At 68.4% G+C, this 25,356-nt stretch carries 20 protein-coding genes; 12 read left to right on the top strand and 8 right to left on the bottom strand.

What is annotated here, in order from left to right; genetic code table 11:
- Positions 1-88 precede the first annotated feature (88 nt).
- Entirely contained in the window at positions 89-994 is a 906-nt protein-coding gene (locus tag AC1HFW_RS28075; protein ID WP_061073662.1) for a LysR substrate-binding domain-containing protein, read from the bottom strand.
- Positions 995-1,173: 179 nt separating this feature from the next.
- On the opposite strand from AC1HFW_RS28075, the gene AC1HFW_RS28070 reads away from it, so the two are divergent.
- The 4 genes from AC1HFW_RS28070 (at position 1,174) to AC1HFW_RS28055 (ending at position 7,664) form a co-directional block, all read left to right on the top strand.
- A complete protein-coding gene (locus AC1HFW_RS28070) occupies positions 1,174-2,856 on the top strand; it encodes a thiamine pyrophosphate-binding protein (protein ID WP_241070656.1) in 1,683 nt (560 codons plus the stop codon).
- A gap of 130 nt (positions 2,857-2,986) precedes the next feature.
- Positions 2,987-4,180, top strand: a complete 1,194-nt coding sequence (locus AC1HFW_RS28065; RefSeq protein WP_006390775.1) for an acyl-CoA dehydrogenase — start codon at positions 2,987-2,989, stop codon at positions 4,178-4,180.
- Between the two features lie 209 nt (positions 4,181-4,389).
- Positions 4,390-6,549, top strand: a complete 2,160-nt coding sequence (locus tag AC1HFW_RS28060; protein ID WP_479285979.1) for a TonB-dependent siderophore receptor — start codon at positions 4,390-4,392, stop codon at positions 6,547-6,549.
- 128 nt (positions 6,550-6,677) lie between these two features.
- A complete protein-coding gene (locus AC1HFW_RS28055; RefSeq protein ID WP_479285978.1) occupies positions 6,678-7,664 on the top strand; it encodes a TRAP transporter substrate-binding protein in 987 nt (328 codons plus the stop codon).
- 51 nt (positions 7,665-7,715) lie between these two features.
- Here the strand turns inward: AC1HFW_RS28055 and AC1HFW_RS28050 are convergent, their stop codons facing one another.
- The 7 genes from AC1HFW_RS28050 to AC1HFW_RS28020 all read right to left on the bottom strand — a co-directional run bounded on the left by AC1HFW_RS28050 (position 7,716) and on the right by AC1HFW_RS28020 (position 17,532).
- Complete coding sequence (locus AC1HFW_RS28050; protein ID WP_479285977.1) at positions 7,716-9,368, bottom strand: phage tail protein; 1,653 nt, start codon at positions 9,366-9,368, stop codon at positions 7,716-7,718.
- A gap of 129 nt (positions 9,369-9,497) precedes the next feature.
- Complete coding sequence (locus tag AC1HFW_RS28045; protein ID WP_479285976.1) at positions 9,498-11,141, bottom strand: phage tail protein; 1,644 nt, start codon at positions 11,139-11,141, stop codon at positions 9,498-9,500.
- Between the two features lie 256 nt (positions 11,142-11,397).
- A complete protein-coding gene (locus AC1HFW_RS28040; protein WP_006390780.1) occupies positions 11,398-11,838 on the bottom strand; it encodes a MaoC family dehydratase in 441 nt (146 codons plus the stop codon).
- Between the two features lie 30 nt (positions 11,839-11,868).
- A complete protein-coding gene (gene boxA, locus AC1HFW_RS28035; protein ID WP_479285975.1) occupies positions 11,869-13,116 on the bottom strand; it encodes a benzoyl-CoA 2,3-epoxidase subunit BoxA in 1,248 nt (415 codons plus the stop codon).
- A gap of 51 nt (positions 13,117-13,167) precedes the next feature.
- A complete protein-coding gene (boxB, locus tag AC1HFW_RS28030; protein ID WP_006390782.1) occupies positions 13,168-14,595 on the bottom strand; it encodes a benzoyl-CoA 2,3-epoxidase subunit BoxB in 1,428 nt (475 codons plus the stop codon).
- Positions 14,596-14,715: 120 nt separating this feature from the next.
- A complete protein-coding gene (gene boxC / locus AC1HFW_RS28025; RefSeq protein WP_479285973.1) occupies positions 14,716-16,377 on the bottom strand; it encodes a 2,3-epoxybenzoyl-CoA dihydrolase in 1,662 nt (553 codons plus the stop codon).
- A gap of 246 nt (positions 16,378-16,623) precedes the next feature.
- The gene (locus tag AC1HFW_RS28020; protein WP_035359379.1) at positions 16,624-17,532 is read right to left on the bottom strand and encodes a helix-turn-helix transcriptional regulator; all 909 of its coding nucleotides are present in this window, start codon (positions 17,530-17,532) and stop codon (positions 16,624-16,626) included.
- Between the two features lie 177 nt (positions 17,533-17,709).
- On the opposite strand from AC1HFW_RS28020, the gene AC1HFW_RS28015 reads away from it, so the two are divergent.
- From AC1HFW_RS28015 to AC1HFW_RS27980, 8 genes are all read left to right on the top strand, one after another.
- Positions 17,710-18,180 carry a DUF4863 family protein gene (locus AC1HFW_RS28015; protein ID WP_035359381.1) on the top strand — a complete coding sequence of 157 codons (471 nt, stop codon included), beginning with the start codon at positions 17,710-17,712 and terminating at the stop codon, positions 18,178-18,180.
- Positions 18,181-18,349: 169 nt separating this feature from the next.
- Positions 18,350-19,909: a benzoate-CoA ligase family protein gene (locus AC1HFW_RS28010; protein ID WP_479285972.1), complete on the top strand. Its 1,560-nt coding sequence runs from the start codon at positions 18,350-18,352 to the stop codon at positions 19,907-19,909.
- Positions 19,906-20,751 (top strand): alpha/beta fold hydrolase, encoded by an 846-nt coding sequence (locus AC1HFW_RS28005; protein ID WP_479285971.1) that lies wholly within the window; start codon positions 19,906-19,908, stop codon positions 20,749-20,751. The genes AC1HFW_RS28010 and AC1HFW_RS28005 overlap by 4 nt, the downstream gene beginning before the upstream one ends.
- 19 nt (positions 20,752-20,770) lie before the next feature.
- Positions 20,771-21,931 carry an ABC transporter substrate-binding protein gene (locus tag AC1HFW_RS28000; RefSeq protein ID WP_006390788.1) on the top strand — a complete coding sequence of 387 codons (1,161 nt, stop codon included), beginning with the start codon at positions 20,771-20,773 and terminating at the stop codon, positions 21,929-21,931.
- A gap of 13 nt (positions 21,932-21,944) precedes the next feature.
- Positions 21,945-22,826: a branched-chain amino acid ABC transporter permease gene (locus AC1HFW_RS27995; protein WP_479285968.1), complete on the top strand. Its 882-nt coding sequence runs from the start codon at positions 21,945-21,947 to the stop codon at positions 22,824-22,826.
- Positions 22,827-22,828: 2 nt separating this feature from the next.
- Positions 22,829-23,872 (top strand): branched-chain amino acid ABC transporter permease, encoded by a 1,044-nt coding sequence (locus AC1HFW_RS27990; RefSeq protein WP_479285967.1) that lies wholly within the window; start codon positions 22,829-22,831, stop codon positions 23,870-23,872.
- Positions 23,865-24,653, top strand: coding sequence for an ABC transporter ATP-binding protein (locus AC1HFW_RS27985; RefSeq protein ID WP_479285965.1), 789 nt, complete (start codon positions 23,865-23,867; stop codon positions 24,651-24,653). Before AC1HFW_RS27990 ends, AC1HFW_RS27985 begins: the two co-directional genes overlap by 8 nt.
- On the top strand, positions 24,641-25,351 hold the full coding sequence (locus AC1HFW_RS27980; protein WP_006390792.1) for an ABC transporter ATP-binding protein: 711 nt from the start codon (positions 24,641-24,643) through the stop codon (positions 25,349-25,351). Before AC1HFW_RS27985 ends, AC1HFW_RS27980 begins: the two co-directional genes overlap by 13 nt.
- The last annotated feature ends 5 nt before the right edge of the window (positions 25,352-25,356 follow it).

Below are 25,356 nucleotides of genomic sequence, written 5' to 3'. Positions count from 1 at the left end.
GCGTCAGGGAATGGCAGGTCGGCGGCAGGATCGCCGGTCGCGGGATGGGCCACATTCTACGGCCGCGGCCCCGCGCCGGGCCGGACCATCAGCGCCCCGCCACCGCCGCGGCGGCCGACTTGAGCCAGGTCTCGAACAGCTTCAACGCCTCGGAGCGCTCGCTGCGCTGCGGATAGCCGAAGTAGTAACCCTGGCTGACCGTCAGCGACTGCGGCACGGGCATCGCCAGCGTGCCCTGGTCCAGCGCCGGCTGCGCCAGGAAGCGCGGCATCAGGCCCACGCCCAGCCCGGCCTGCACCGCCGCCATCACCATGGTGAACAGCTCGTAGCGCGGCCCGCCCGCGGCCTGGGGGCCATAGAGATAATTGTTAGCGCCGTACCACTGGCGCCAGGCGTCGGGGCGCGAGCTCAGGTGCAGGTGGGTCATGCCCGCCAGCGCGCCAGCCCCGGCCTCGGTCACGCGCGCCGCCAGTTCGGGCGCGCAGACCGGCACCAGCTCGCGCTCCGGAAACAGCAGCACGCCCTGGGTGCCCGGCCACAGCGTGTCGCCGTGATACAGCGCGCCATCGAACGGCTGGTCCTTGAACTGGAACGGCAGGGTGCGCACCGACAGGCTGACGGTGATGTCCGGCTGCTCGCGCTGGAAATCCGCCAACCGCGGGATCAGCCAGGTGGTGGCCAGCGTCGGCACCACGGCGATGTGGATGCTGCGGCCCATGCCCGTGCGGCTGACCAGGCCGAAGGTGTCCTTCTCGATCTGGTCGAGATGGTGGCGGATGCGTCCCGCATATTCCGCGCCGTGGTCGGTCAGCACGATGCGGCGGCGCACCCGGGTGAACAACTGCACGCCCAGCCGCGCCTCCAGGCTGGCCACCTGGCGGTAGACCGCGCTGTGCGTCAGGGACAGCTCTTCGGCCGCCCTGGAAAAACTGCCCAGGCGGGCCGAGGCCTCGAAGGCCTGCAGGGCGCTGAGGTTGGGAATGCCGTTTCTCATGGAGCGGGAACCGCCAGGAAGGAACCGAAGAACGCCGGAAACACCCGCCGCGCCTGCCGCGGCGCAACATCCGGGTCGTGCCGGCGGGTCACTAGATTGTGCAATTTTATCAATTGCGTTGTGCGATCAAGGAACATTATGCTCGGATGTCTTAATCTCGGCTCATCCTGACACCCACCATGTCCCAGCAAGCATCCCGCCTCGGCGGCCACATCCTGGTCGACCAACTCGTCGCCCAGGGCGTCAAACACGTTTTCTGCGTTCCCGGCGAAAGCTATCTGGCGGTGCTGGACGGCCTGCACGACGCCGACATCAAGGTCACCGTCTGCCGCCAGGAAGGCGGCGCCGCCATGATGGCCGACGCCCATGGCAAGCTGACCGGCGAACCCGGCATCTGCATGGTGACCCGCGGCCCGGGCGCATCCAACGCGCTGGCTGGCGTGCACATCGCCAAGCAGGACTCGACCCCGATGATCCTGTTCGTCGGCCAGATCGAGCGCGGCATGCGCGAGCGCGAAGCCTTCCAGGAAATGGACTACCGCGCCGTCTTCGGCACGCAGGCCAAGTGGGTCACCGAGATCGACCAGGTCGAGCGCATTCCCGAACTGATCTCGCGCGCCTTCCACATCGCCACCTCGGGCCGTCCCGGCCCGGTGGTGATCGCGCTGCCCGAAGACATGCTGGTCGAAGCCGCCCAGGTGGCCGACGCGCCGCGTTACGACATCATCGATTCCGCCCCCACCGCCGGTCAGCTGGCCGACCTGGAGCAACTGCTGGCCAAGGCCAGCAATCCCGTCGCCATTCTCGGCGGCACGCGCTGGGACGCGCGCGCGGTGCAGCAGTTTGCCGATTTCGCGCAGCGCCACGCGCTGCCCACGGCGGTGTCGTTCCGCCGCCAGATGCTGTTCCCGGCCGACCATCCGTGTTTCATCGGCGACGTCGGCCTGGGCATCAACCCCGCCCTGCTCAAGCGCGTGGCCGACGCCGACCTGGTGCTGCTGGTCGGCGGCCGCATGTCGGAAAACCCCAGCCAGGCCTACACGCTGCTGGACATCCCGGTGCCCAGGCAGAAGCTGGTGCACGTGCACCCGGACGCCGCCGAACTGGGCCGCGTCTACCGCCCCACGCTGGCCATCAACACCTCGCCCGCCGCCTTCGCCGAAGCGCTGGCCGGCCTGAAGGCCCCCGCGCAACCGGCCTGGGCCGACGGCACGCAGGCCATGCGCGAGTCGTACCTGAAATGGAGCGATCCGGGCGCCGTCACCACCCCGGGCGCGCTGCAGATGGGCCAGGTCATGGCCTACCTGGAAAAGACGCTGCCGGCCGACGCCATCATGACCAACGGCGCCGGCAACTACGCCACCTGGCTGCACCGCTTCCACCGCTTCACCCGCTTTGGCACGCAACTGGCCCCGACCTCGGGCTCGATGGGCTACGGCCTGCCGGCGGCCGTGGGCGCCAAGCGCGTCTGGCCCGACAAGACCGTGGTCTGCTTCGCCGGCGACGGCTGCTTCCTGATGCACGGCCAGGAATTCGCCACCGCCGTGCAGTACGACCTGCCCATCATCGTGGTGCTGGTCGACAACGGCATGTACGGCACCATCCGCATGCACCAGGAAAAGCACTACCCCGGCCGCATTTCCGCCACCGAATTGAAGAACCCGGACTTCGCCGACTACGCCCGCGCCTTCGGCGGCCACGGCGAACGCGTCGAGACCACCGAGCAGTTCGGCCCGGCCTTCGAACGCGCGCTGGCCAGCGGCAAGCCGGCCATCCTGCACTGCTTCATCGACCCGCAGACCATCACGCCGTCGACCACGCTCGACAAGATCCGCGACGCGGCGCTCAAGGCCCAGCACTGATACCCGAGGCGGCGGCAACCCCACGGCGATGCGCCCGCGCGCGTCGCGTAAACCCCGGGTTGCCGCGCCAATTATTTTAGGTTTAAACTTTCCAGATTCCGAAAACGGAAATCCATAGCGGAGACCCAGCATGTCCTCGAATCCCTCGTTCCATTGGCAAGATCCCCTGTTGCTGGACCAGCAGCTCACCGAAGAAGAACGCATGGTGCGCGATGCCGCCCACGCCTACTCGCAGGACAAGCTGGCCCCGCGCGTGCTGAATGCCTTCCGCAACGAAAAGACCGATCCGGAAATCTTCTCGGAAATGGGTGAACTGGGCCTGCTGGGCGCCACCATCCCCGCCGAATACGGCGGCGCCGGCCTGAACTACGTCAGCTATGGCCTGATCGCCCGTGAAGTCGAGCGCATCGACTCCGGTTACCGCTCGATGATGAGCGTGCAGTCGTCGCTGGTGATGGTGCCCATCAACGAATTCGGCAGCGAAGCGCAGAAGCAGAAGTACCTGCCCAAGCTGGCCCGCGGCGAGTGGATCGGCTGCTTCGGCCTGACCGAGCCCAACCACGGCTCCGACCCCGGCGGCATGGAAACGCGCGCGGTCAAGACCGCCGACGGCTACAAGCTGACCGGCAACAAGATGTGGATCACCAACTCCCCCATCGCCGACGTGTTCGTGGTGTGGGCCAAGTGCGTCGGCGGCGAGTTCGACGGCAAGATCCGCGGCTTCATCCTCGACAAGGGCACCAAGGGCCTCTCCGCCCCCGCCATCCACGGCAAGGTCGGCCTGCGCGCCTCGATCACCGGTGAAATCGTCATGGACGAGGTGGAAGTGTCCGCCGACCAGATGATGCCCGGCGTGTCCGGCCTGAAGGGTCCGTTCACCTGCCTGAACTCGGCTCGCTACGGCATCGCCTGGGGCGCCGTCGGCGCCGCCGAGGCCTGCTGGCACACCGCCCGCCAATACACCCTGGATCGCAAACAGTTCGGTCGTCCGCTGGCCGCCAACCAGCTGATCCAGAAGAAGCTGGCCGACATGCAGACCGAGATCACGCTGGCGCTGCAAGGCTGCCTGCGCCTGGGCCGCATGAAGGACGAAGGCACCGCCGCCGTCGAGATCACCTCGATCATGAAGCGCAACTCGTGCGGCAAGGCGCTGGACATCGCCCGCCTGGCCCGCGACATGCTGGGCGGCAACGGCATCTCCGACGAATTCGGCGTGGCCCGCCACCTGGTCAACCTGGAAGTGGTCAACACCTACGAAGGCACGCACGACGTGCACGCGCTGATCCTCGGCCGCGCGCAGACCGGCATCCAGGCCTTCTATTGATTTGATTTGCAGTACGCCGCGCGGACGGAGCCCGGCTCTGCTCCCGACGCGCGGTTCGCCGGCGTGGCGAAGACTGTGCGCCCCTTTCGAGGGGCGTTTTTTTTTGCCTGCGGAATGACATGCCAAAGCATAGGTAACAAGGGAAAATAATTATTGATAACGATTCGCGCTATCAATAATATTCAACCCTTTTACGCTGGAGACCCATCTTGGCCCGCCCCACCTCTTCCCGCGGGAAGAACCGCCGCGGCACGCCCGTGCGCCCCATCCTCACTCCCGCGGTCCTGGCCGCGGCGCTGGGCCTGGCCCACAACGCCACCGCCCAACAGGCCGCCCCGCAAGGCGACGCCGTGCAATTGCCCGCCGTCACCGTGAACGCCACGGCGGTCGACGAGTCGCTGGTGCACCTGGATCGCCCGGTCAACGGTGGCGCGCTTGGCAGCCGCACGCAGCTGGAAACGCCCTTCTCCACCACTGTCGTCACGGCGGCCGACATGGAAGCGCGGCAGGTCGCCAAGCTGGGCGACGTGTTCGCGCTGGACGCCTCGGTCTCCGACAACAGCTCGGCCAACGGCGCCTGGGCCAGCTACCTGACGGTGCGCGGACTGCCGCTGGACTGGCAGAACTCCTACCGCATCGATGGCAAACCGTTCCTGAGCTACGTGACGACGCTGCCCTACGAGCATTTCGAGCAGATCGACCTGCTCAAGGGGGCCTCCGGCTTCATGTACGGCTTTGGCACGCCCGGCGGCCTGGTCAACTACGTGACCAAGAAACCCACCGACGAGCCCGTGCGCGCCATCGACCTCGGCTACGGCTCCAAGGGCCTGCTGCGCGAACACGTCGACCTGGGCGGCCGGGCCGGCGCCAGCGGCGCCTTCGGCTACCGCCTGAACGCCACGCACGAGGAGGGCAAGACCTACAACGACGGTTCGCTCTACCGCGACTCCGTGTCGCTGGCGCTGGACGCGCGCCTGAGCGAGCGCCTGACCTGGGACTTCCAGTCGATCTACCAGGACCGCAAGGCGACCGGCATCGAGCCCACCATCACCACCAGCGCCATGACCGGCGGCAAGCTGCCGGGCACGGTGCGCAACAGCGACACCCTGGTGGGCGAAGGCCCCTATGCCGACAACCACTTCCGCTTCTACGCCACCGGCCTGAAGTACCAGCTGAACGACGCCTGGACCTTCAGCACCAACTACAGCTACAGCTCCACCCGGACGCGCCGCAACGAATCCGTGCTGACGCTGCGCAACGGCGCCGGCGACTACGACGACTACCGTTCCGACTACGGCGAGGCCTACCAGTACAACCAGTGGCAGGGCATGGCCGAGGGCAAGTTCAACACCGGTTCGCTGCGCCATCACGTGGTGCTGGGCGCCTCGTGGCAGAAGCAGAAGAACGACTACAGTTCCAACGGCGTCTACCAGCTGATGGGCACCGGCAACCTGCGCAGCCAGAACACCAACACCTACTACAGCGACGGCAACCTGCACCTGTATCGCGCGGCCGAGATCACGCAGAAGGCGCTGTTCGCCAGCGACACGATCGACCTGACGGACCGCTGGTCTGTGCTGGGCGGCGTGCGCTACACCAACTACGAGCAGACCGGCTTCGACACGACCGGGGCGCGCACCACGCGCTACGAGAAGAACGGCGTGCCGACGCCGACGGTTGCGCTGATGTTCAAGATCACGCCGCAGACCATGGCCTACGCCAGCTACATGGAGTCGCTGGAGCCGGGCTCCTCGGTCGGCACGCAGTACGCCAACTACGGCGCCCTGCTCGATCCGCTCAAGAGCAAGCAATACGAACTGGGCGTCAAGACCGAACAGGAAGACTGGGCCGCGTCGGCCGCGCTGTTCCGCATCGAGAAGAAGGCCGAATACTCGAACGCCGACCGCGTCCTGGTGCAGGACGGCAAGTCGATCTACCAGGGGCTGGAACTGGCCGGCTCCGCGCGCGTCGCGACCAACTGGAACGTCGGCGGCAGCCTGATGCTGCTGGATTCCGAGTACCGCAAGGGGGTGGGCTTCAGCGGCAACCGCGTGGCGGGCGCGCCGAAGTTCGTGGCGGCGGCGCAGGTGGCCTACTCGGTGCCGCAACTGCCGGGGCTGAAACTGCGTGCCGACGTCAAGTACACCGGCAAGACCATGCTCGACCCCGGCAACGTGATCGACGTGCCGGGCTACGCCATCGTCAACATCGGCGCCACCTACGACACGCGCATCTACGGCTACGAGACCACTTTCCGCGCAGGCATCAACAACCTGGCGGACAAGCGCTATTGGCTGTACCAGAGCCCCAACTACGTGAAGGTCGGCGACCCGCGCACGTATGGGTTGAGCGCCAGCCTGAAGTTCTAGGAACCTAGGGTTATCAGGAACTAGCCTGGCCCGGGCCCTTGCCGTACGCTTTGCGGCATTGGCCTGGTGCCGGCCCGCAGCATCCGCCCGCCCGACCCCGGATTTTTCGTCACGACCAGGAGTCGCGCATGCTGGGCAGTCCTTCCATCCGCCTGTGGGCGGGCATCGCCATCGCCTTTGCGAGCCACGGCGCATTCGCCGCCACCACCCTCACCATGACCACCGAATACCCGGCCACCTCGATGCCCGGGCAAGGCGTGTCCACCTTCGCCGACCTGGTGCGCAGCAAGAGCGCCGGCCAGGTGCAGATCGACGCCAGCTTCGATGCCGCCCGCGGCATCAAGTCTGGCGACATGATCGACGCCGTCGAGGCGCGCAAGGTCGATGCCGGCGACGCCTTCGCCGGCGCGCTGGCGGCGAAGTATCCGCTGTTCGGCGTATCCTCGCTGCCGTTCCTGGCCGACTCGCTGGCCAAGGCGCGCGCGCTCAACAAATCGGCGCGCCCGGCCTACGAGAAGCTGCTGGCCGCGCATGGCCAGAAGCTGCTCTACACCACGCCCTGGCCGGCGTCCGGCATCTGGTCCAAGGACAAGGTGGACAGCGTCGCGGCGCTCAAGGCGTTGAGCATCCGGACGTATGACGCAACCTCGCAGGACGTGATGCAGAAGGCCGGCGCGCGCGCGCAGAACATCTCGTTCGCCGACGCCATGCCGCGCATCGCCTCGGGCGAGGTCAACGCGGTGCTGTCCTCGGGCGACGGCGGCGCCGGCCGCAAGCTGTGGGAACACCTGCCGCGCTTCGCCGAGATCAACTATGCGATGCCGATCTCGGTGGCGACGATGAACCTGAAGGCCTATCAGTCGCTGGACGCGAAGTCGCGCAAGGCGATCGACCAGGCCGCCGCGCAGACCGAGGCCGAGCAGTGGAAGCGCATCGAGGGCCGGCTGCAGCAGAACTACGCCAACATGCGCAAGAACGGCGTGACCATCGATACCGCGGTGCCGATGCCGGTGCGCCAGGCGCTGAAAAGCGCGGCGGCGGATTCGGTGAAGCAATGGGAGGCGGCGGCGGGAACGGATGGGGTGAATATCCTGAAGGCGATGCGGCGGCCGTGATACCCCGCGGGCCATCGCGCAGGCGCGATGGCCCGGTCGCGGCGAGCCCGATCAGCGGTACTCCATCCACTTTTTCAGCGAGTTCCCGTTGGTCAGGCCTGCCGCGACGATCCAGTAGGACGCCCCCGACGGCACGATACTCGACACGCCGAATTCGGCGCCGGTGCCCGCGTAGGTGCTGGTGGACACGACCGTTCCATTGACCACCAGCGCCATGCTGGCCCCCGCCGCAACGGATGTGCCCGCGCCATACACGACGATGGGACGAGCGGTCGGATTCGTGTAATTCGTTGCCAGGGCCCGCTGCGCGGTCACATCCTGCAGCGTCTGTCCGATGCCCAGGACACTGGCCAACTGGCCTCGCAGCGCTTGCATCTCCGCGCTCACGCTCGCCAGGTCGGAGGCCAATTGCAAGGCATCCAGCTTGCCGGCGTTGATCGCCACGCCGGCAAGCTTCACCACCCAGCAACCGGTGGCGTTCAAGGGGCGCGTTTCGGACGCGGTGCGCACCATCCGGGAAGCATCCAGCGTAATGTCATAGGCGGCACCGGATGCTCCGGAAGCGTAGACCCCCGTCCCTCTCGCCTGGACCCCAAGCGCGCCGCTGGCGATCGCGGCCGAGCCAGGATTGACGCTGTACTGGATAATGCCCGTGATGTTCTGCTGGGCATCCTGCTGGATCAGCCCATCCGAGCCCGTTGAACGAGCCCCGTCTCCGCGCAACATCACGGCTCCCAAAGCGCCGGACGATTTGCCGTTCAGGTCCGGCACGCGCAATGTGGTCGAACCATCTCCGACCGTATAGCTGGCCCGCGCCGTCACATCGCTCTGCCATGAGGCTTCGGAGACCAGCGGGAATGCACCGGCCAGCACCCGCGCCCACATGTCGGGAAAAGTCGCCCGGCTGATCGTCTGACCATCCAGCGGCGCCCACCCTGCGGGAATCGCCGCACGGCTCGGCCACCAGGACACGAAGCCCAGAGGAATGCTGTCGATCACCGGCAACTGGCCGGCGGGCACCTTGCCGTCGCCACCCAACGTGGCGACACCCCCCGCCTGACCCTTTTCCCCCAGCGGCACGGCATCCTGCACCGCGGGCAATTGCGCGGCGGGTACACGGCCCTGCGCATCGAGCGTGGGCACGCCGCCCGGCCGGCCCTTGTCGGCCGCGGGGATCAACGGCGGCAATTGGCCGAGAACGATCCGGCCATCGGCCGCCAGGGTCGCGACGCCATTGGGCTGGGCCTTTTCTCCCGCGGGAATGAGGTCGGGCAATTGCACCGGCGTGATCTTGCCATCGGCCGCCAACGTGGCGACGCCATTCGGCTGGCCTTTTTCCGTCAGCGGCACGGCAGGCACCGGAATTGGCAGGTGGTCGACGGGCACGCGGCCCTGTTCATCCAGCGGCGCCACGCCGCCAGGGGCGGATTTCTGCGACAGCGGCACTGCCGGTGGCGGAAGATGCGCGGCCGGCACTTTGCCCGCTGCATCCAGCGGGGTCACGCCGCCCGCGGCGCCTTTCTCGGCGGCTGGAAGCGCCGCGTCCGCCTTGCGCTGGGCGGCGGCGACAGAGACTTCCACCGCCTCCACGCCGGCACGCGTCTTGGCGAAGTTCTCGTTGGCGATCGTCATGGCATCGCGCAGCGTGTCGCCGGTCTGGTCGTTCGGTGCGTGGCCGACGTTGATGGGGTTGAGGAGTTGCATGGCGGAATCCTTAATGACGAATGCGGCGTCACGAATTAAAAGACGCCCGTATATTCGAAAGGCTGATGGAGGGGCCTACTCTGAAAAATTGCCGACGCTTCCAGTGTTTTTGAAAGCGTACGTGGCGCTTTATCGATACTCGGTCCAGAAAACCTGCGTCATGCTGTCGGCCACCACGCGGTACGTGATCCCGGGGGGAATGACGGCAGTAAGCGCCAGCGAGACACCGTTCTGTGCCGTGATCACTCGCGTTCCCGCAATTCCCCCCACCATCAAATACATGTTCCCGCCGGAGCTGCTGTTGGAAGATCCAACGATGTAAACCGATATCGGCCGACCGGTACTGTTGGTGTATGCCACACCGAATGCGCGAGACGCACCCACATCTTGAAGCACCTGACCAACACCGAAAACCTGCGCGCGCAAGGTCTGAAATGCCGCATTGAGCGCAGCATGATCGCTCGCCAATTGCGCGACGTCGACGCTGCCAGGATTGGTCGCGATGCTAAAAGCGTGGATAGTCCAGATGCCCGTAGCATTCGAAGGTCGCGTTTCCACGGCGCTCCTGGTCACCGCGGCGGAATTGATCCGGATGGTGTCTCCGCCCAAGGAAATCGGATACTCAGGACGGGACCTGACATAGGCATCACCTTGACGGGACCCGGCCAACGCCCCCGTCCCCGCTCCTGATGTAGCACCGTAGGCCATGACCAAATCGCCAGTGATGGGCTGCATGGCATCGCGCTGGATAACGCCAGCGGTACCTGCCGAAAGTGCACCATCCCCGCGCAGGAACAGCGCCCCAATCGAACTGCTGGACTGACCATTCAAATCCGGAACCCGAATGCTCGTCGCCCCATCCCCCACCGTATAACTCCCCCGCTTGAGCGGATCCGCCAGCCAATCCGCTTCCGTCACCACCGGCACCTTGCCGCCCGTCACCATGGCCGCCAGGTCGGGAAAGGTGGCTCGCGACACGGTCTGCCCATCGGCGGGAATCTGACCCGCGGGAATGGACGTGCGCAGCGGCCACCACGCGACCGAGGCGACGGGCGGACCGCTGGGGATCGGAGGCAGTTGGCCGACCGGCACCTTGCCGCCGGCATCCAGCGTGGCGACGCCGCCGGCCTGGCCTTTTTCCGCCGACGGCACCGCGGCCAATTGCAGCGCCGGCACGCGGCCGTCGGCGCCGAGCGTGGCCACGCCGCCCGGGCGGCCCTTGTCCGATGCGGGCACCAGGGGCGGCAGTTGGTTCGCGACGATCAGGCCGTCTTCGGCCAAGGTCGCCACGCCGTGGGGCTGCGCCTTTTCCGCGGCCGGAATCAGGGCGGGCAGTTGGGCCGGCGCGATCTTGCCGTTGGCGGCCAGCGTGGCGACGCCGTTCGGCTGGCCCTTTTCGGCCAGCGGTACCGACGGCTCCACCGGCGCGGGGATCGGCAGGTGATCGACCGGCACGCGGCCATCCTCGCCCAGCGGCGCGACGCCGCCCGGCGCGGATTTCTGCGACAACGGAATCGCGGGCGGCGGCAGGTGCGCGGCGGGCACTTTGCCGGCCGCGTCCAGCGGCGTCACGCCGCCCGCGGCGCCCTTCTCCGATGCGGGCACGGCGGCGTCGGCCTTGCGTTGGGCGGCGGCGGCGGACACTTCGACCGCTTCCACGCCGACGCGGGTCTTGGCGAAGTTCTCGTTCACGAGCGCCATGGCGTCGCGCAAGGTGTCGCCGGTCTGGTCGTTCGGCGCGTGGCCGACGTTGATGGGTTTCAGGGATTGCATGAGGGGCCTCGATGAAAACGATGTGGGCGCCACAAGACAAAAGGCCCGCCGGCAATTGCCGGCGGGCCTGGATATGGGCGGACCAATGCAAAAAGCCCGCTCGGATCACCGGGCGGGCTAGCGGAATCGCTGGACGCAATGGCCCCACGACGGAATCATCTTACGGGCGCACGGCCTCGCGGACAAGGCAACTGCGACATGGGCCCGGACGGGCCGGGCTCGGCGGCGCCTGACGCACCCGGCGCCCCAGATGAGGTCATTCCCCCGACAGGTCGAACAGACTGGTGGCGTCCAGTTCCAGCACGCCTTCGTCGTGCTGGTTGATCACCGTCCAGGCCCAGGTGATGATGCCCAGGTCGGGACGCGAGGACGAGGTGCGCACGCCCTGCACCCGCGCTTCCAGGCGCAGCTGGTCGCCGGGACGCACCGGCATGCGCCAGCGCACTTCGCCCAGGCCGGGCGAGCCGAACGATTCCGAATCGTGCAGCGCGGCGTCGACCGCCATGCGCATGGCCAGCGCGCAGGTGTGCCAGCCGCTGGCGATGAGGCCGCCCCAGCGGCCTTCGGCGGCGCGCTTGACGTCGGTGTGGAACCACTGCGGGTCGAACTTGCGGGCGAACTCGAGGATTTCGGCTTCCGTGATGGTGACCGGGCCGGCCTTGATCAGCATGCCGTCCTTGAAATCTGCGAACTTCATTGGTGGACTTCCCCTGGCGTGTGGGACCTCTCAATAGGTCTCGAAGTGCAGCCGCCCCTCGCGGCGCAGCACATCGTGCAGGATAGTCCAATCCTGTCCCGCTTGCACTGCCACCTCGCGCAAGGCGTCCAGCACGCCGACTTCCATGCCCTTCAGGCCGCAGACGTAGATGCAGGTATTGCGATCCGCGAGCAGCTCGCGCACGGCGGCGGCGCGTTCGCGGATCAGGTCCTGCACGTAGCGCTTGGGCTGGCCGCTCTCGCGCGACAGCGCCAGGTTGATGTCGATGAAGTCGCGCGGCAGTTTCATCAGCGGGCCGAAGTACGGCAGCTCGCGTTCGGTGCGGGCGCCGAAGAACAGCAGCAGCCGGCCGTTCTCGCCGGTCTCGATGCGGCGGCGGTAGCGCTCGGTCATGGCGCGCATCGGCGCCGAGCCGGTGCCGGTGCAGATCATGATGAGATTGGCGCGCGGGTGGTTCGGCATCAGGAAGGTATGGCCGAACGGCCCGATCACCTGCACGGTGTCGTTCTTGGCCAGGTCGCACAGGTAGTTGGAGCACACGCCGTGCGCCGACTGGCCCTGGTGGTCCTCGGTGACGCGTTTGACCGTCAGCGACAGGTTGTTGTAGCCGGCGCGCTCGCCATCGCGCGGGCTGGCCAGCGAGTACTGGCGCGCGTGATGCGGGCGGCCCTGGGCGTCGGCGCCGGGCGGCAGGATGCCGATGGACTGGCCCTCCAGCACCGGGAAGGGCAGCTCGCCGAAGTCCAGCACGATGTGGTGGATGTCGCTGTCAGTGTCGGCGCCGGTGACGCGGTAGTTGCCGACGACGGTGGCGGTCACCGGCGTCTTGTGGGTGTAGAGGTTGACGTAGGGATGCGCGGCGGACCACGGCGGCACGCTGGCGCCGGGCGTCACGGACGTCACGACAGCAGCGGCGGCGGCAGGCGCCGCTTCGCTGGCCGCCTGCGTTGCCGGCTCCGCGGCCACCGCGGCGTCCGGCAAGGGCTGCTCGCGCGGCAGTTCGTCCCAGCCCAGCTGGTCCTGCAACGAGTAGGCCTCGGCGCGCACCACCAGCCGCCAGTTGTCGATCGAGCCGGTCGGGCACGGCGGCACGCAGGCCATGCAGCCGTTGCAGATCTCCGGGTCGACCACGTAGTTGTTGCTGTCGTGCGTGATCGCGTCGATCGGACAGGTTTCTTCGCAGGTGTTGCAGCGGATGCAGATCTCGGGATCGATCAGGTGCTGCTTCAGGACTTCTACGGGCAGGGCTGCGTTCATCGCGGTCATCCGAATGCGCGGGCGGCGGCGCCGGGCGCCGCCGCGAGGGCCTTAGTTGAAACGAACGTACTCGAAGTTCACGGGCTGGCGGTTGATGCCCATGACCGGCGGCGCGATCCAGTTGGCGAACTTGCCCGGCTCGGTCACGCGGCCCATCAGCGAGGCGACGAACTCGCGGTCCTCGGGCGTGGGCAGCCATTGATGGCGATGCGCCTGCCACTGCGCTTCGGACAGGATCTCGCCCTCGGGCGACATGCGGATGCCGGCGAGCGTGCCGATCTGGCGGTTGAAGGCCTTGTGCGGCACCTGCAGGCGGAAGGCGATGCCGCTTTTCTCGATGACCTTGTTCCAGCGGCCGATGCCGGCCACCGAGTCGCGGATGAAGTCATCGCGCAGCACTTCGTTCAGCGCGTTCAGCATCGGCACCTCGATCTCGCGCAGCCGGCCGTTGTCGACCGACAGCACGCGGTAGGTGTCGTTCTTGAGCTGATGGTCGTCGGTGCGCTTGCTCTCTTCGTAGCGGCCCTTCAGCCCCGAGCCGTAGAAGATGGCGGCGTTGGACGACTGGTCGGCGCCGAACAGGTCGATGGTGACGCTGTAGTGGAAGTTCAGGTAGCGCTGGATGGTCGGCAGGTCGATCACGCCGGCGGCGCGCACGGCGGCCGGGTCGTCGGTCTTCAACTGGTTCATCACTTCGCAGGTGCGCTGGATCACGCGCGAAATGCCCGATTCGCCCACGAACATGTGGTGGGCCTCTTCGGTCAGCATGAACTTGGTGGTGCGGGCAAGCGGGTCGAAGCTGGATTCGGCCAGCGCGCACAACTGGAACTTGCCGTCGCGGTCGGTGAAGTAGGTGAACATGTAGAACGCCAGCCAGTCCGGCGTCTTCTCGTTGAAGGCGCCGAGGATGCGCGGGTTGTCCGAATCGCCGGAGGTGCGCTGCAGCAGCGCGTCGGCCTCTTCGCGGCCGTCGCGGCCGAAGTAGCGGTGCAGCAGGTAGACCATGGCCCACAGGTGGCGGCCTTCCTCGACGTTGATCTGGAACAGGTTGCGCAGGTCGTACTGCGACGGCGCGGTCAGGCCCAGGTGGCGCTGCTGCTCGATCGAGGCGGGCTCGGTGTCGCCCTGCGTGACGATGATGCGGCGCAGGTTGGCGCGGTGTTCGCCCGGCACGTCCTGCCACACGTCGCGGCCCATGTTCTCGCCGAAGTGGATCTTGCGCTGGCCGTCCTGCGGCGCCAGGAAAATGCCCCAGCGGTAGTCGGGCATGCGCACGTGGTTGAAGTGGGCCCAGCCGTCGGGCTCGACGCTGACGGCGGTGCGCAGGTAGACGTCGAAGCCATGCGAGCCGTCCGGGCCCATGTCCTGCCACCATTGCAGGTAGTTGGGCTGCCAGTGTTCCAGCGCGCGTTGCAGCGTGCGGTCGCCGGACAGGTTGACGTTATTGGGGATCTTGTCGCTGTAGTTGATGCCTGACATTGTCTCTGCTCCTGGATGGAAGGCCGCGTCGGGGCGGCGTCGGGTCTTGGGGCGCCGGCCGCGCTGCGGGGGCCGGCGCCGTGTCTCGGTACTTGCCTCAAGCGCGGCGGGACGGCCGCGCTAGACGCGGTTCCAGTCGAACGTCGCCTGCTCGCCCTTGCCGTACAGCTTGAGCGCGCCCTTCTCGCCCGCCGCGTTGGGGCGGTTGAAGATCCAGTTCTGCCACGCGGTCAGGCGGCCGAAGATGCGCGTTTCCATGGTTTCGCGGCCGCCGAAGCGCAGGTTGGCTTCCAGGCCGGTGAGCGCGTCGGGCGACAGCGCGCGGCGCTCTTCCAGCATCATGCGCACTTCGTCGTCCCAGTCGATGCTGTCGGGCGCGTAGGTCACCAGCCCCAGTTCCAGCGCGTCGCGCGCGGCCAGCGGCTGGCCGGCGCGGGCCCGCACCGCTTCCAGCGGCGCCGTTTCCTCGTGGAAGCGGCGCTGCAGGCGGCTCTGGCCGTTGACCATCAGATAGGCGCCGAAGTTGGCCTCGCCCACGATCAGGTGGGCCGCGTCGTGCTCTTCGCCTTCGCTGTCCAGCATGTAGCCGCGGTCGGCGGCCAGCGCCAGTTCCAGCAGCGTGCCGGCAAAGCACGAGCCCGGCTCGACCAGCGCGAACAGGCTGCGCGAGGTGACGTCCAGGCGCGCCAGCGTGCGGCGCAGCAGGCCGGCGGTTTCGCGCACGAACCAGTGATCGGCGTGGCGTTGCAGCGCGGCGTCCGCGGCCAGCACGGCCTGCGCGTCGCCCTCGGTCTTGAGGATCCAGGTGCCGATGTCCAGCTCGTTGGTGCGCAGCGACAGGATGGCGTCGTCCAGTTCGCGCGCCATCTGCAGCGGCCACCAGGCCGCGCCGGCGGCCAGGATGTCGGCCAGTTCCGATTCCACCGTTCCCTGCGGCGCGCGCACGGTCCAGGTGGCCTGGCGCTTGTCGCGGTCCAGCTTCACATCGACATAGCGGTACGACAAGGCATCGGCGCTTTCCTCGCGCGCCAACGGCGTCAGCGCCACGCCGGCCTCGCCGACCGGACGCTGGCTGCCGGCGGCCAGCGCCAGCGCGCGCTCGCGCACCGCGGCCTCGAACTGCGCCGGCTTGACCACGTCGTCGACCAGGCGCCAGTCCTTGGCGCGCTGGCCGCGCACGCCTTCGACCAGGGTGCAGAAGATATCGGCGTGATCATGGCGCACGCGGCGCTTGTCGGTGACGCGGGTCAGGCCGCCGGTGCCGGGCAGCACGCCCAGCAGCGGCACTTCGGGCAACGCGACCGAGGACGAGCGGTCGTCGATCAGCAGGATCTCGTCGCAGGCCAGGGCCAGCTCGTAGCCGCCGCCGGCGCAGGCGCCGTTCAGGGCGGCGATGAACTTCAGGCCGCTGTGGCGGCTGGAGTCCTCGATGCCGTTGCGGGTTTCGTTGGTGAACTTGCAGAAGTTGACCTTCCAGGCGTGCGAGGACAGGCCCAGCATGAAGATGTTGGCGCCCGAACAGAAGATGCGGTCCTTCATGCTGGTGACGACCACGCTGCGCACCTCGGGGTGCTCGAAGCGGATGCGTTGCAGCGCGTCGTGCAGCTCGATGTCCACGCCCAGGTCGTAGGAATTGAGCTTGAGCTTGTAGCCGGGGCGCAGGCCGCCGTCTTCGGCCACGTCCATCGCCAGCGTGGCGACCGGGCCATCGAACGACAGGCGCCAATGACGGTACTGGGTGGGATCGGTCCGAAAGTCGACCTTGCTGGCGGTGCTGCTCATCGCTTGTCTCCTAATGCCCTAACCTGACAGGAAAAATACTGCACGACATGAATTATTATGCAGATTAGTGCAGGCGAAAATCAGCGTCAAGCAAAAGATGCACAAAAGTGCAGGTCGCGAGGTTGCACTGCGGCGCCCGCCAATGACGCCCTCTCTCCAGCGCGGACAGGCCGGCACCCGCGCCACGCCAAAAAAAAGGCCGCCCCGAAGGGCGGCCCTGGTGGTCGTCGGCGAAAGACGCGAGCGCTACAACGGCAGGCCGCAGGCCTTGCGCACCTGGGTGCGCAAGCCTGCGAAGCTCTCCTGCACCTCCAGGTGGCTGGTGACCCAGGTCAGGTCGGCCTTGGCGTAGAAGGCCTCGCGCCCGGCCAGGATGCGCTTGAGGTCGGCCATTGCCTCGTTGTTGCCGGACATCGGTCGGAAGTCGCCCTGCGCCATCACCCGGCCCATGTGCTCTTCGGGGGTGGCGCGCAGCCACACCGTGTAGCAGTGCGCCAGCAGCAGGTTGAGCGTGGCGGGCTCGGACACCAGGCCGCCGGGCGTGGCCAGCACCATCTCCGGATAGATCTGCACCGCCTCTTCCAGCGCGCGGCGCTCGTAGCGGCGGTAGGCGTTGGGGCCGTACAGGTTGTGGATTTCCAGGATGCTGCAGCCGGCCACGCGCTCGATTTCGCGGTTCAGCTCGACGAACGGGTAGCCCAGGTCATCGGCCAGCATCTGCCCCAGGGTCGACTTGCCGGCGCCGCGCAGGCCGATCAGCGCCACGCGCTGGGTGCGGTTGGGCCGCTGCGCGCCGGCGCCCACGCCGAACAGCTGCGTCAGCGCCTCGCGGGCGCGCTGGAGGTCGGATTCGGTGCGGCCGCTGAGCAGTTCGCGGATCAGCAGCCAGTCGGGCGATTCGGTGGTGACGTCGCCGACCAGCTCGGCCAGCGCGCAATTGAAGGCCTTGGCGATCTGCAGCAGCACCAGGATCGAGGCATTGCCCACGCCGTGCTCGAGATTGGCCAGGTGCCGCTCGGACACGCCGGTCACCTGCGACAGGCCCTTGCGCGTCATGCCGCGGATGGCCCGCAGGCGGCGCACCCGCTCGCCCAATGCCACCAGGAAAGCTTCCCGCCTGGGTTCGGTTGGCGCCGCGTCTAGCGCTTGATTCATGGTGTAGCTGACTCCGCAAAAACCCTGATAACACCCGATTTATGCACTATAGTGCTTGACCCACATCAATGGAAGCACTATTTTTCCTTCAACAGCTTCAACAGGGCGTCAGGTGCGGCAAAACAGCACTGGACTGCATCCGCCGCTGAAGCGCCGACAGTGTATAGGAGGAGACCGGTGAGCACGCCAGAACGATTCCACGCCCTGATGCGCCAGGTGACGGGCCTGATGGCCGGCCAAGCGCTGGACAGCGCCCTGCAGCAGCGCCTGAACCAGGAGGCCGGCCCCGACAGCGCGCTGTACGCCGACATCTTCGCCACCTGTAGGCAGGGCGTGGCCGACGGCTGGATGTGCGACCGCGAAGGCGGCGGCATCCGCTACGGCCGCGTCATCAAGCCGGCCGAGGACCTGGGCGGCTGTTCGGTCGACGTGGTCGACATGGACGACCTGGCCGGCCCGCACCACGCCCATCCCAATGGCGAGATCGACATGATCATGCCGCTGACCGACGCGGCGCGCTTCGACGGCCACGGCGCCGGCTGGCTGGTCTACGGCCCGGGCAGTGCCCACCGCCCCACCGTGACGCAGGGACGCGCGCTGGTGCTGTACCTGCTGCCCGGCGGCGCCATCGAGTTCACCCGCGCATGAAGCCGCGCCCCGCTTCCCCCCACCGCCCCGGCCGCGCCCCGCGTGGCCGGCCGGCCGCCGGCGCGGGCTGACCCATGCCCCACGCCCTGCCGCCGGTCACGACAAGCCGCCAGACGCTTGCGGACCGCCGGACAGGCCGCCCCGCCCGCCAGGACACCAGGAGACAACCGTGAATGCCTGCCCCGCCGAACTGAACTTCGCCAGCCACCTGGCCGCCTTGAACGCGCCGCGCGCCGCCAAGCTGGCCTACATCGACGACACCCGCCAGCTCACCTATGGCGAACTGGCCGAACGCGTGGCGCGCATGGCAGGCGCATTGCGCCAGCTGGGTCTGCGGCGCGAGGAACGCGTCCTGCTGCTGATGCAGGACACGGCCGACTGGCCGGTGGTGTTCCTGGGCGCGCTGCACGCGGGCGTGGTGCCGGTGGCCGTGAACACCCTGCTGACGCCGGACGACTACGCCTACATCCTCGATCACAGCCGGGTGCGGGCCGCCTTCGTCTCCGAGAACCTGCTGCCGACGCTGCAAGCCGCGCTGGCGCAGGCGCCCGGCGAGATCGAGCACCTGGTGGTGTCGCGCCCGACGGCGGCGCTGCCCCCGGGCGCGCACGCGCTCGACGCGCTGCTGGCCGCCGCGCCGCTGGCGCCGGCCGCGCGCACGCTGTCCGATGAGATCGCCTTCTGGCTCTATTCGTCGGGCTCCACCGGCAAGCCCAAGGGCGTGGTCCACACCCATGGCAACCTGTGGCACACCGCCGAGCTGTACGCCAAGCCGGTGCTGGGCATTCGCGAGGACGACGTGGCGTTCTCGGCGGCCAAGCTGTTCTTCGCCTACGGGCTGGGCAACGGCCTGACCTTTCCGCTGTCGGTCGGCGCCACCGTCGTGCTGATGGCCGAGCGGCCCACGCCGCAGGCCGTGTTCCAGCGCCTGGTGCGGCATCGCCCGACCGTGTTCTACGGCGTGCCGACGCTGTACGCCAGCATGCTGGCCGCGCCCGACCTGCCGCCGCGCGAGCAGGTGGCGATGCGCGTCTGCACCTCGGCCGGCGAAGCCCTGCCGCGCGACATCGGCGAACGCTTCCAGCGCCATTTCGGCTGTGACATCCTGGACGGCATCGGCTCGACCGAGATGCTGCACATCTTCATCTCGAACCGCGCCGGCCAGCTGCGCTATGGCACCACCGGCAAGCCGGTGCCCGGCTACGAGGTGCAATTGCGCGACGACAACGGCGCGCCGGTGGCCGCCGGCGCCATCGGCGACCTCTACATCAAGGGCCCGAGCGCCGCGCTCATGTACTGGAACAACCGCGACAAGACGCGCCAGTGCTTCCTGGGCGACTGGCTCAAGAGCGGCGACAAGTACCTGTGCGACGCCGACGGCTACTACACCTATGCCGGCCGCAGCGACGACATGATCAAGGTCAGCGGCCAGTACGTGTCGCCGGTCGAGGTCGAGAACGTGCTGGTGCAGCACGAGGCGGTGCTGGAAGCCGCGGTGATCGGCGTGCCCGACCACGACGGGCTGGTCAAGACCAAGGCCTACGTGGTGCTGCGGCCGGGCTACGCGCCGGACGCGGACACCGGCGCCGATCTGCAGCGCTATGTGAAGCAGCACCTGGCGCCCTTCAAGTATCCGCGCCAGATCGACTTCACCGACGAACTGCCCAAGACCGCCACCGGCAAGATCCAGCGCTTCCGCCTGCGGCAGCTGGAACAGGTCACGCAATGAGCGCCGTGTCCGCCCCCGAGCCCATCGCCCTGGCCGAGGTGTGCGCGCCCGGCGTCGACCTGCGCCTGGAATACCAGTGGATCGCGGCGCCCCGCCAGGATGCGCCGCTGCTGGTGTTCCTGCACGAAGGGCTGGGCTCGGTGTCGATGTGGAAGGACTGGCCGCGGCAGGCCTGTGAGGCCGCCGGCTGCCGCGGGCTGGTCTATTCGCGCCATGGCTATGGCCGCTCCACGCCGCTGGCCGCGGGGGAAAAGCGGCCGGTCGACTTCATGCATCGCGAGGCCTTTGAAGTGCTGCCGGCGCTGTTCGCCGCGCTCGGCATCGACGCGGAACGGGACCGTCCCATCCTGTTCGGCCACAGCGATGGCGGCTCCATTGCCCTGCTCCATGCCGCCATGCATCCCGGCGCGGTGGCGGGCGTGGTGGTGGCCGCGCCGCACATCTTCGTCGAGGACCGCACCGTGGCGCACATCGAACAGGCGCGCCAGGCCTACCGGGACACCGACCTACGCGCGCGGCTGGCGCGCCATCACGACGACGTCGACTCGGCCTTCCGTGGCTGGAACGACGTCTGGCTGGCCCCCGCCTTCCGGCGCTGGAACATCGAGGACCGCCTGCCCGCCATCGCCTGCCCGGTGCTGGCGATGCAGGGCGTGGACGACGAGTACGGCACGCTCGAACAGATACGCGGCATCCGCCGCGCCGCGCCGCAGACGCAACTGCTGGAGATTCCCGACTGCCGGCATTCGCCGCACAAGGACCAGCCCGCCACCGTTATCCAGGCCATCGCCGGCTTCGTCGGCGCGCTGGACCAACCCGGCCGCCCCACCGGCAGCCCATGACAAGCACGGAGACACCACCATGACCCACGCCCTGACCCGGGCCGCGCTAGGCGCGGCGCTGATGCTGGCCGCAAGCGGCGCCCTGGCCGCAGACAAGCTCAAAGTCGGCTTCATGCTGCCCTACAGCGGCACCTTCGCCGCGCTCGGCACCGCCATCGAAAACGGCTTCAAGCTGTACGTGGCCGAACAGGGCGGCAAGCTCGGCGGGCGCGAGATCGAATACTTCAAGGTGGACGACGAATCCAACCCGTCCAAGGCCGCCGAGAACGCCAACCGCCTGATCAAGCGCGACCAGGTGGACGTGCTGATCGGCACCGTGCACTCGGGCGTGGCGATGGCGCTGGCCAAGGCCGCCAAGGATGCCGACACCACCCTGATCGTGACCAACGCCGGCGCCAACGCCATCACCGGCCCGCTGTGCGGCCCCGGCATCTTCCGCACCTCGTTCACCAACTGGCAGCCGGCCTACGCCATGGGCCCGGTGGCCAAGGCGCGCGGCCACAAGACGGCGGTCACCATCACCTGGAAGTACGCGGCCGGCGACGAGGCCATCGGCGGCTTCAAGGAAGGCTTCGAACAGGCCGGCGGCAAGGTGGTCAAGGAACTCAGCCTGCCCTTCCCCAACGTCGAATTCCAGTCGCTGCTGACCGAGATCGCCGCGCTCAAGCCCGACATGGTGTTCACCTTCTTCGCCGGCGGCGGCGCGGTGAAATTCGTGCAGGACTATCACGCGGCGGGCCTGGACAAGACCATTCCGCTGTACGGCTCGGGCTTTCTCACCGACGGCACGCTACAGGCGCAGGGCGCGTCGGCGCAGGGGCTGCTGACCACGCTGCACTATGCCGACGGCCTGAACACGCCGCGCGACAACGCCTTCCGCGCCGACTACGGCAAGGCCTACAACATGCAGCCGGACGTCTACGCGGTGCAGGGCTACGACGCGGCGCAGCTGATGCAGTCGGGGCTGGCGGCGGTCAAGGGCGACTTCGGCAAGAAGGCGGAATTCCGCGAGGCCATGCGCGGCGCCACCGTCGACAGTCCGCGCGGCGCCTTCACGCTGTCCAAGGCCGGCAACCCGGTGCAGGACATCTACCTGCGGCGCGTCGACGGCCTGGAGAACAAGGTGGTCGAGGTCGCCGTGCGCAAGCTGGCCGATCCGGCCCGCGGCTGCAAGCTCTAGGAACGGCGGCCCCATGGACGTCGGCATCCTGCTCATCCAGAGCCTGAACGCCTTCCAGTACGGCCTGCTGCTGTTCCTGGTGGCGAGCGGGCTCACGCTGATCTTCGGCATCATGGGGATCATCAACCTGGCGCACGGCAGCTTCTACATGATCGGCGCCTACATGGCGTTCGCGCTGGGGCCGGCGGTGGACCGCTGGCTCGGCGGCGGCTTCATCGCCACGCTGGCGGTGTGCGTGCTGGCCGCCGCCGCGCTCGGCTACCAGCTGGAAGCGGCGTTCTTCAGCTATCTGTATCGCCGCAACCACCTGCAGCAGGTACTGATGACCTACGGCCTGATCCTGGTGTTCGAGGAACTGCGCAGCATCCTGGTGGGCAACGACGTCCACGGCGTGCCGCTGCCGTCCTGGCTGCAGGGCAGCATCGCGCTGGGCGACGTGATGACCTATCCGGTGTACCGGCTGTTCATCTCGGCGGTGGGCATCGCGGTGGCGCTGCTGCTGTACTGGGTCATCGCGCGCACGCGGCTCGGCATGATGCTGCGCGCCGGCGCCAGCAACCGCGAGATGACCGGATCGCTCGGCATCGACGTCAACAAGCTGTACCGGCTGGTGTTCGCCGCCGGCGTGGCGCTGGCGGCGCTGGCCGGCAGCATCGCCGCGCCGGTGTCGTCGGTGTATCCCGGCATGGGCAACGGCGTGCTGATCATCTGCTTTGTGGTGGTGGTGATCGGCGGCATCGGCTCGATCCGCGGCGCGTTCCTGGCGGCGATGCTGGTGGGCGTGGTCGAGACCTTCGGCCAGGTGCTGTTCCCCGCCGCCGCCGGCGTGCTGGTGTACGTGCTGATGGCCGCGATTCTTCTGTGCAAGCCCGAAGGGCTGTTCAAACAGGGCTGACCATGAATGTGAATCGACTCCTGCCTGTCGCGACCCTGCTGGCGCTGGCGGCCTTCGCCTGGAGCGGCAGCGACTACTACACCGGGCTGGCCGTGAAGATCATGATCTACGCGGTGTTCGCGCTCAGCCTGCAATTGCTGGTGGGCGGCGCCGGGCTGGTCAGCCTGGGGCACGCGGCGTTCTTCGGCATCGGCGCCTACGCCGCCGCGCTGCTGTCGCCGCAGTCGGAGGCGGCCAGCCTGTGGTGGCTGCTGCCGGCGGCGCTGCTGGCCGCGGCCGCCTACGCCGCGCTGACCGGCGCGCTGGCGCTGCGCACGCGCGGCGTGTACTTCATCATGGTGACGCTGGCGTTCGCGCAGATGGCCTACTACGTGTTCCACGACACCAAGGTCGGCGGCGGCAGCGACGGCATCTACCTGTATTTCCGGCCGCAGGCCGAGATCGGCGGCTGGCGGCCGTTCGACCTGGACCAGGGCCAGGCCTACTACTTCTTCGTGCTGGCCTGCCTGGCGCTGACCTGGGGCTTCCTGGCGCTGCTGCGGCGCTCGCCGTTCGGCGCGGCGCTGGCGGGCATCCGCATCAATGAACAGCGCATGCGGGCGGCCGGCTATTCGACCTATCCGTACAAGCTGGCGGCCTACGTCATCGGCGCCGCGCTGGCGGGCCTGGCCGGCTTCCTGTTCGCGCTCAAGGACGGCTTCGTCACGCCCGAGCTGCTGGCCTGGGAACAATCGGGCCTGGTGCTGCTGATGGTGATCCTGGGCGGCATGGGCAGCCTGGGCGGCGCGGTGCTGGGCACGGCGACGCTGGTGCTGCTGCAGGAACTGTTCCAGTCGCAGGCCCTGTTCGGCGACTACGCGCGCCATTGGCACCTGCCGCTGGGCCTGGCCATCATCGCGCTGGTGGCGCTGCTGCCCGACGGCCTGGCCGGCCTGCCGGCGCAATGGCGCCGTCGCCGGGCGCGACAAGCCCCGGCCACGCCGGTCGCATCGGCCAACGCCGCCAAGCCCCTGCCCCTGCCGATCCAAGGAGAGCCACATGCCTGATCCCTTGCTGGCCGCCGACGCGGTCACCCGGCGCTTTGGCGGCCTGACCGCCGTCAACGGCGTATCGCTGGCGCTGCGGCGCGGCGAAGTGCATGCCGTCATCGGCACCAATGGCGCGGGCAAGTCGACGCTGATCAACATCCTGTCCGGCGAACTCGCGCCCAGCAGCGGCCAGGTGTCGCTGGGCGGCCGCGACATCACCGCCTGGGGCCAGCCCGAACGCGCCCGCGCCGGCCTGGGCCGCAGCTACCAGCGCTCGACCCTGTTCCCGGAACTGAGCGTGTTCGAGAACTGCCGCCTCGCCGCGCAGGCGCGGCGCCAGCGTTTCTGGCACTGGTGGCGGCCGGCCTCGGCCTGCGCCGCCAGCGCCGGGCTGGCCGCGCAGGCGCTGGAACGCACCGGCCTGGCGGCCGACGCCGCGCAATTGGCCGGCCTGCTGCCGCATGGCCGCAAGCGCCAGTTGGAGATCGCCATGTGCCTGGCCGGCGAGCCGCAGGTGCTGCTGCTGGACGAACCGCTGGCCGGCATGGGCCCGGAGGAAACCGACCGCATCCTGGCGCTGCTGCAGACGCTCAAGGCCAACCACGCCATTCTGCTGGTGGAGCACGACATGGACGCGGTATTCCGCATCGCCGACACCATCACGGTGATGGTCAACGGCAGCAGCATCGCCAGCGGCGACCCGGCGCAGATCCGCGCCAACGCCGACGTGCGCACCGCCTACCTGGGCGAAGACCAGGACCCGCATGGCGCCACCGGAGAACCCGCATGCGCGCACTGATCGAGGCCGACGGCCTGCATGTGTACTACGGCGCCAGCCACGTGCTGCGGGGCGTCGGCCTGCGCATCGCGGCGGGCGAATCAGTGGGGCTGGTGGGCCGCAACGGCATGGGCAAGACCACCCTGATCCGCAGCCTGGTCGGCCAGATCCGCAGCGCGCAGGGCCGCGTGGCGGTGCGCGGCGCCGATTGCACCCGCGCCCGGCCGCACGCCATCGCGCAGCTGGGCGTGGCCTACGTGCCCGAGGGCCGCGGCATCTTCCCCAACCTGAGCGTGCGCGAGAACCTGCTGGTGGCGGCGCGCGCCGGCGAACAGGGGCGGCGCGACTGGACCTATGCGCGCGTGCTGGAGACCTTTCCGCGCCTGACGGAGCGGCTGGGCCATGGCGGCCAGCAATTGTCGGGCGGCGAGCAGCAGATGCTGGCGATCGGCCGGGCGCTGATGACCAACCCCGACCTGCTGATCCTGGACGAAGCCACCGAGGGCCTGGCGCCGCTGATCGTGGCCGAGATCTGGAAGATCATCCGGCAGATCCGCGCCACCGGCATGTCCACGCTGATCGTCGACCGCAACTACCGCGCGGTGCTGGCGCACACCGACCGCTGCCTGGTGATGGAAAAGGGCTTGATCGTGCAGGACGGCGACAGCGCGGCGCTGGCCGCCCGGCCCGAACAGCTGACGCGCTATCTGGGCGTCTGAACGCG

This window comes from Achromobacter sp. ISS7 (assembly GCF_056523125.1).
This window is presented reverse-complemented; position numbering and strand designations above follow the sequence as displayed.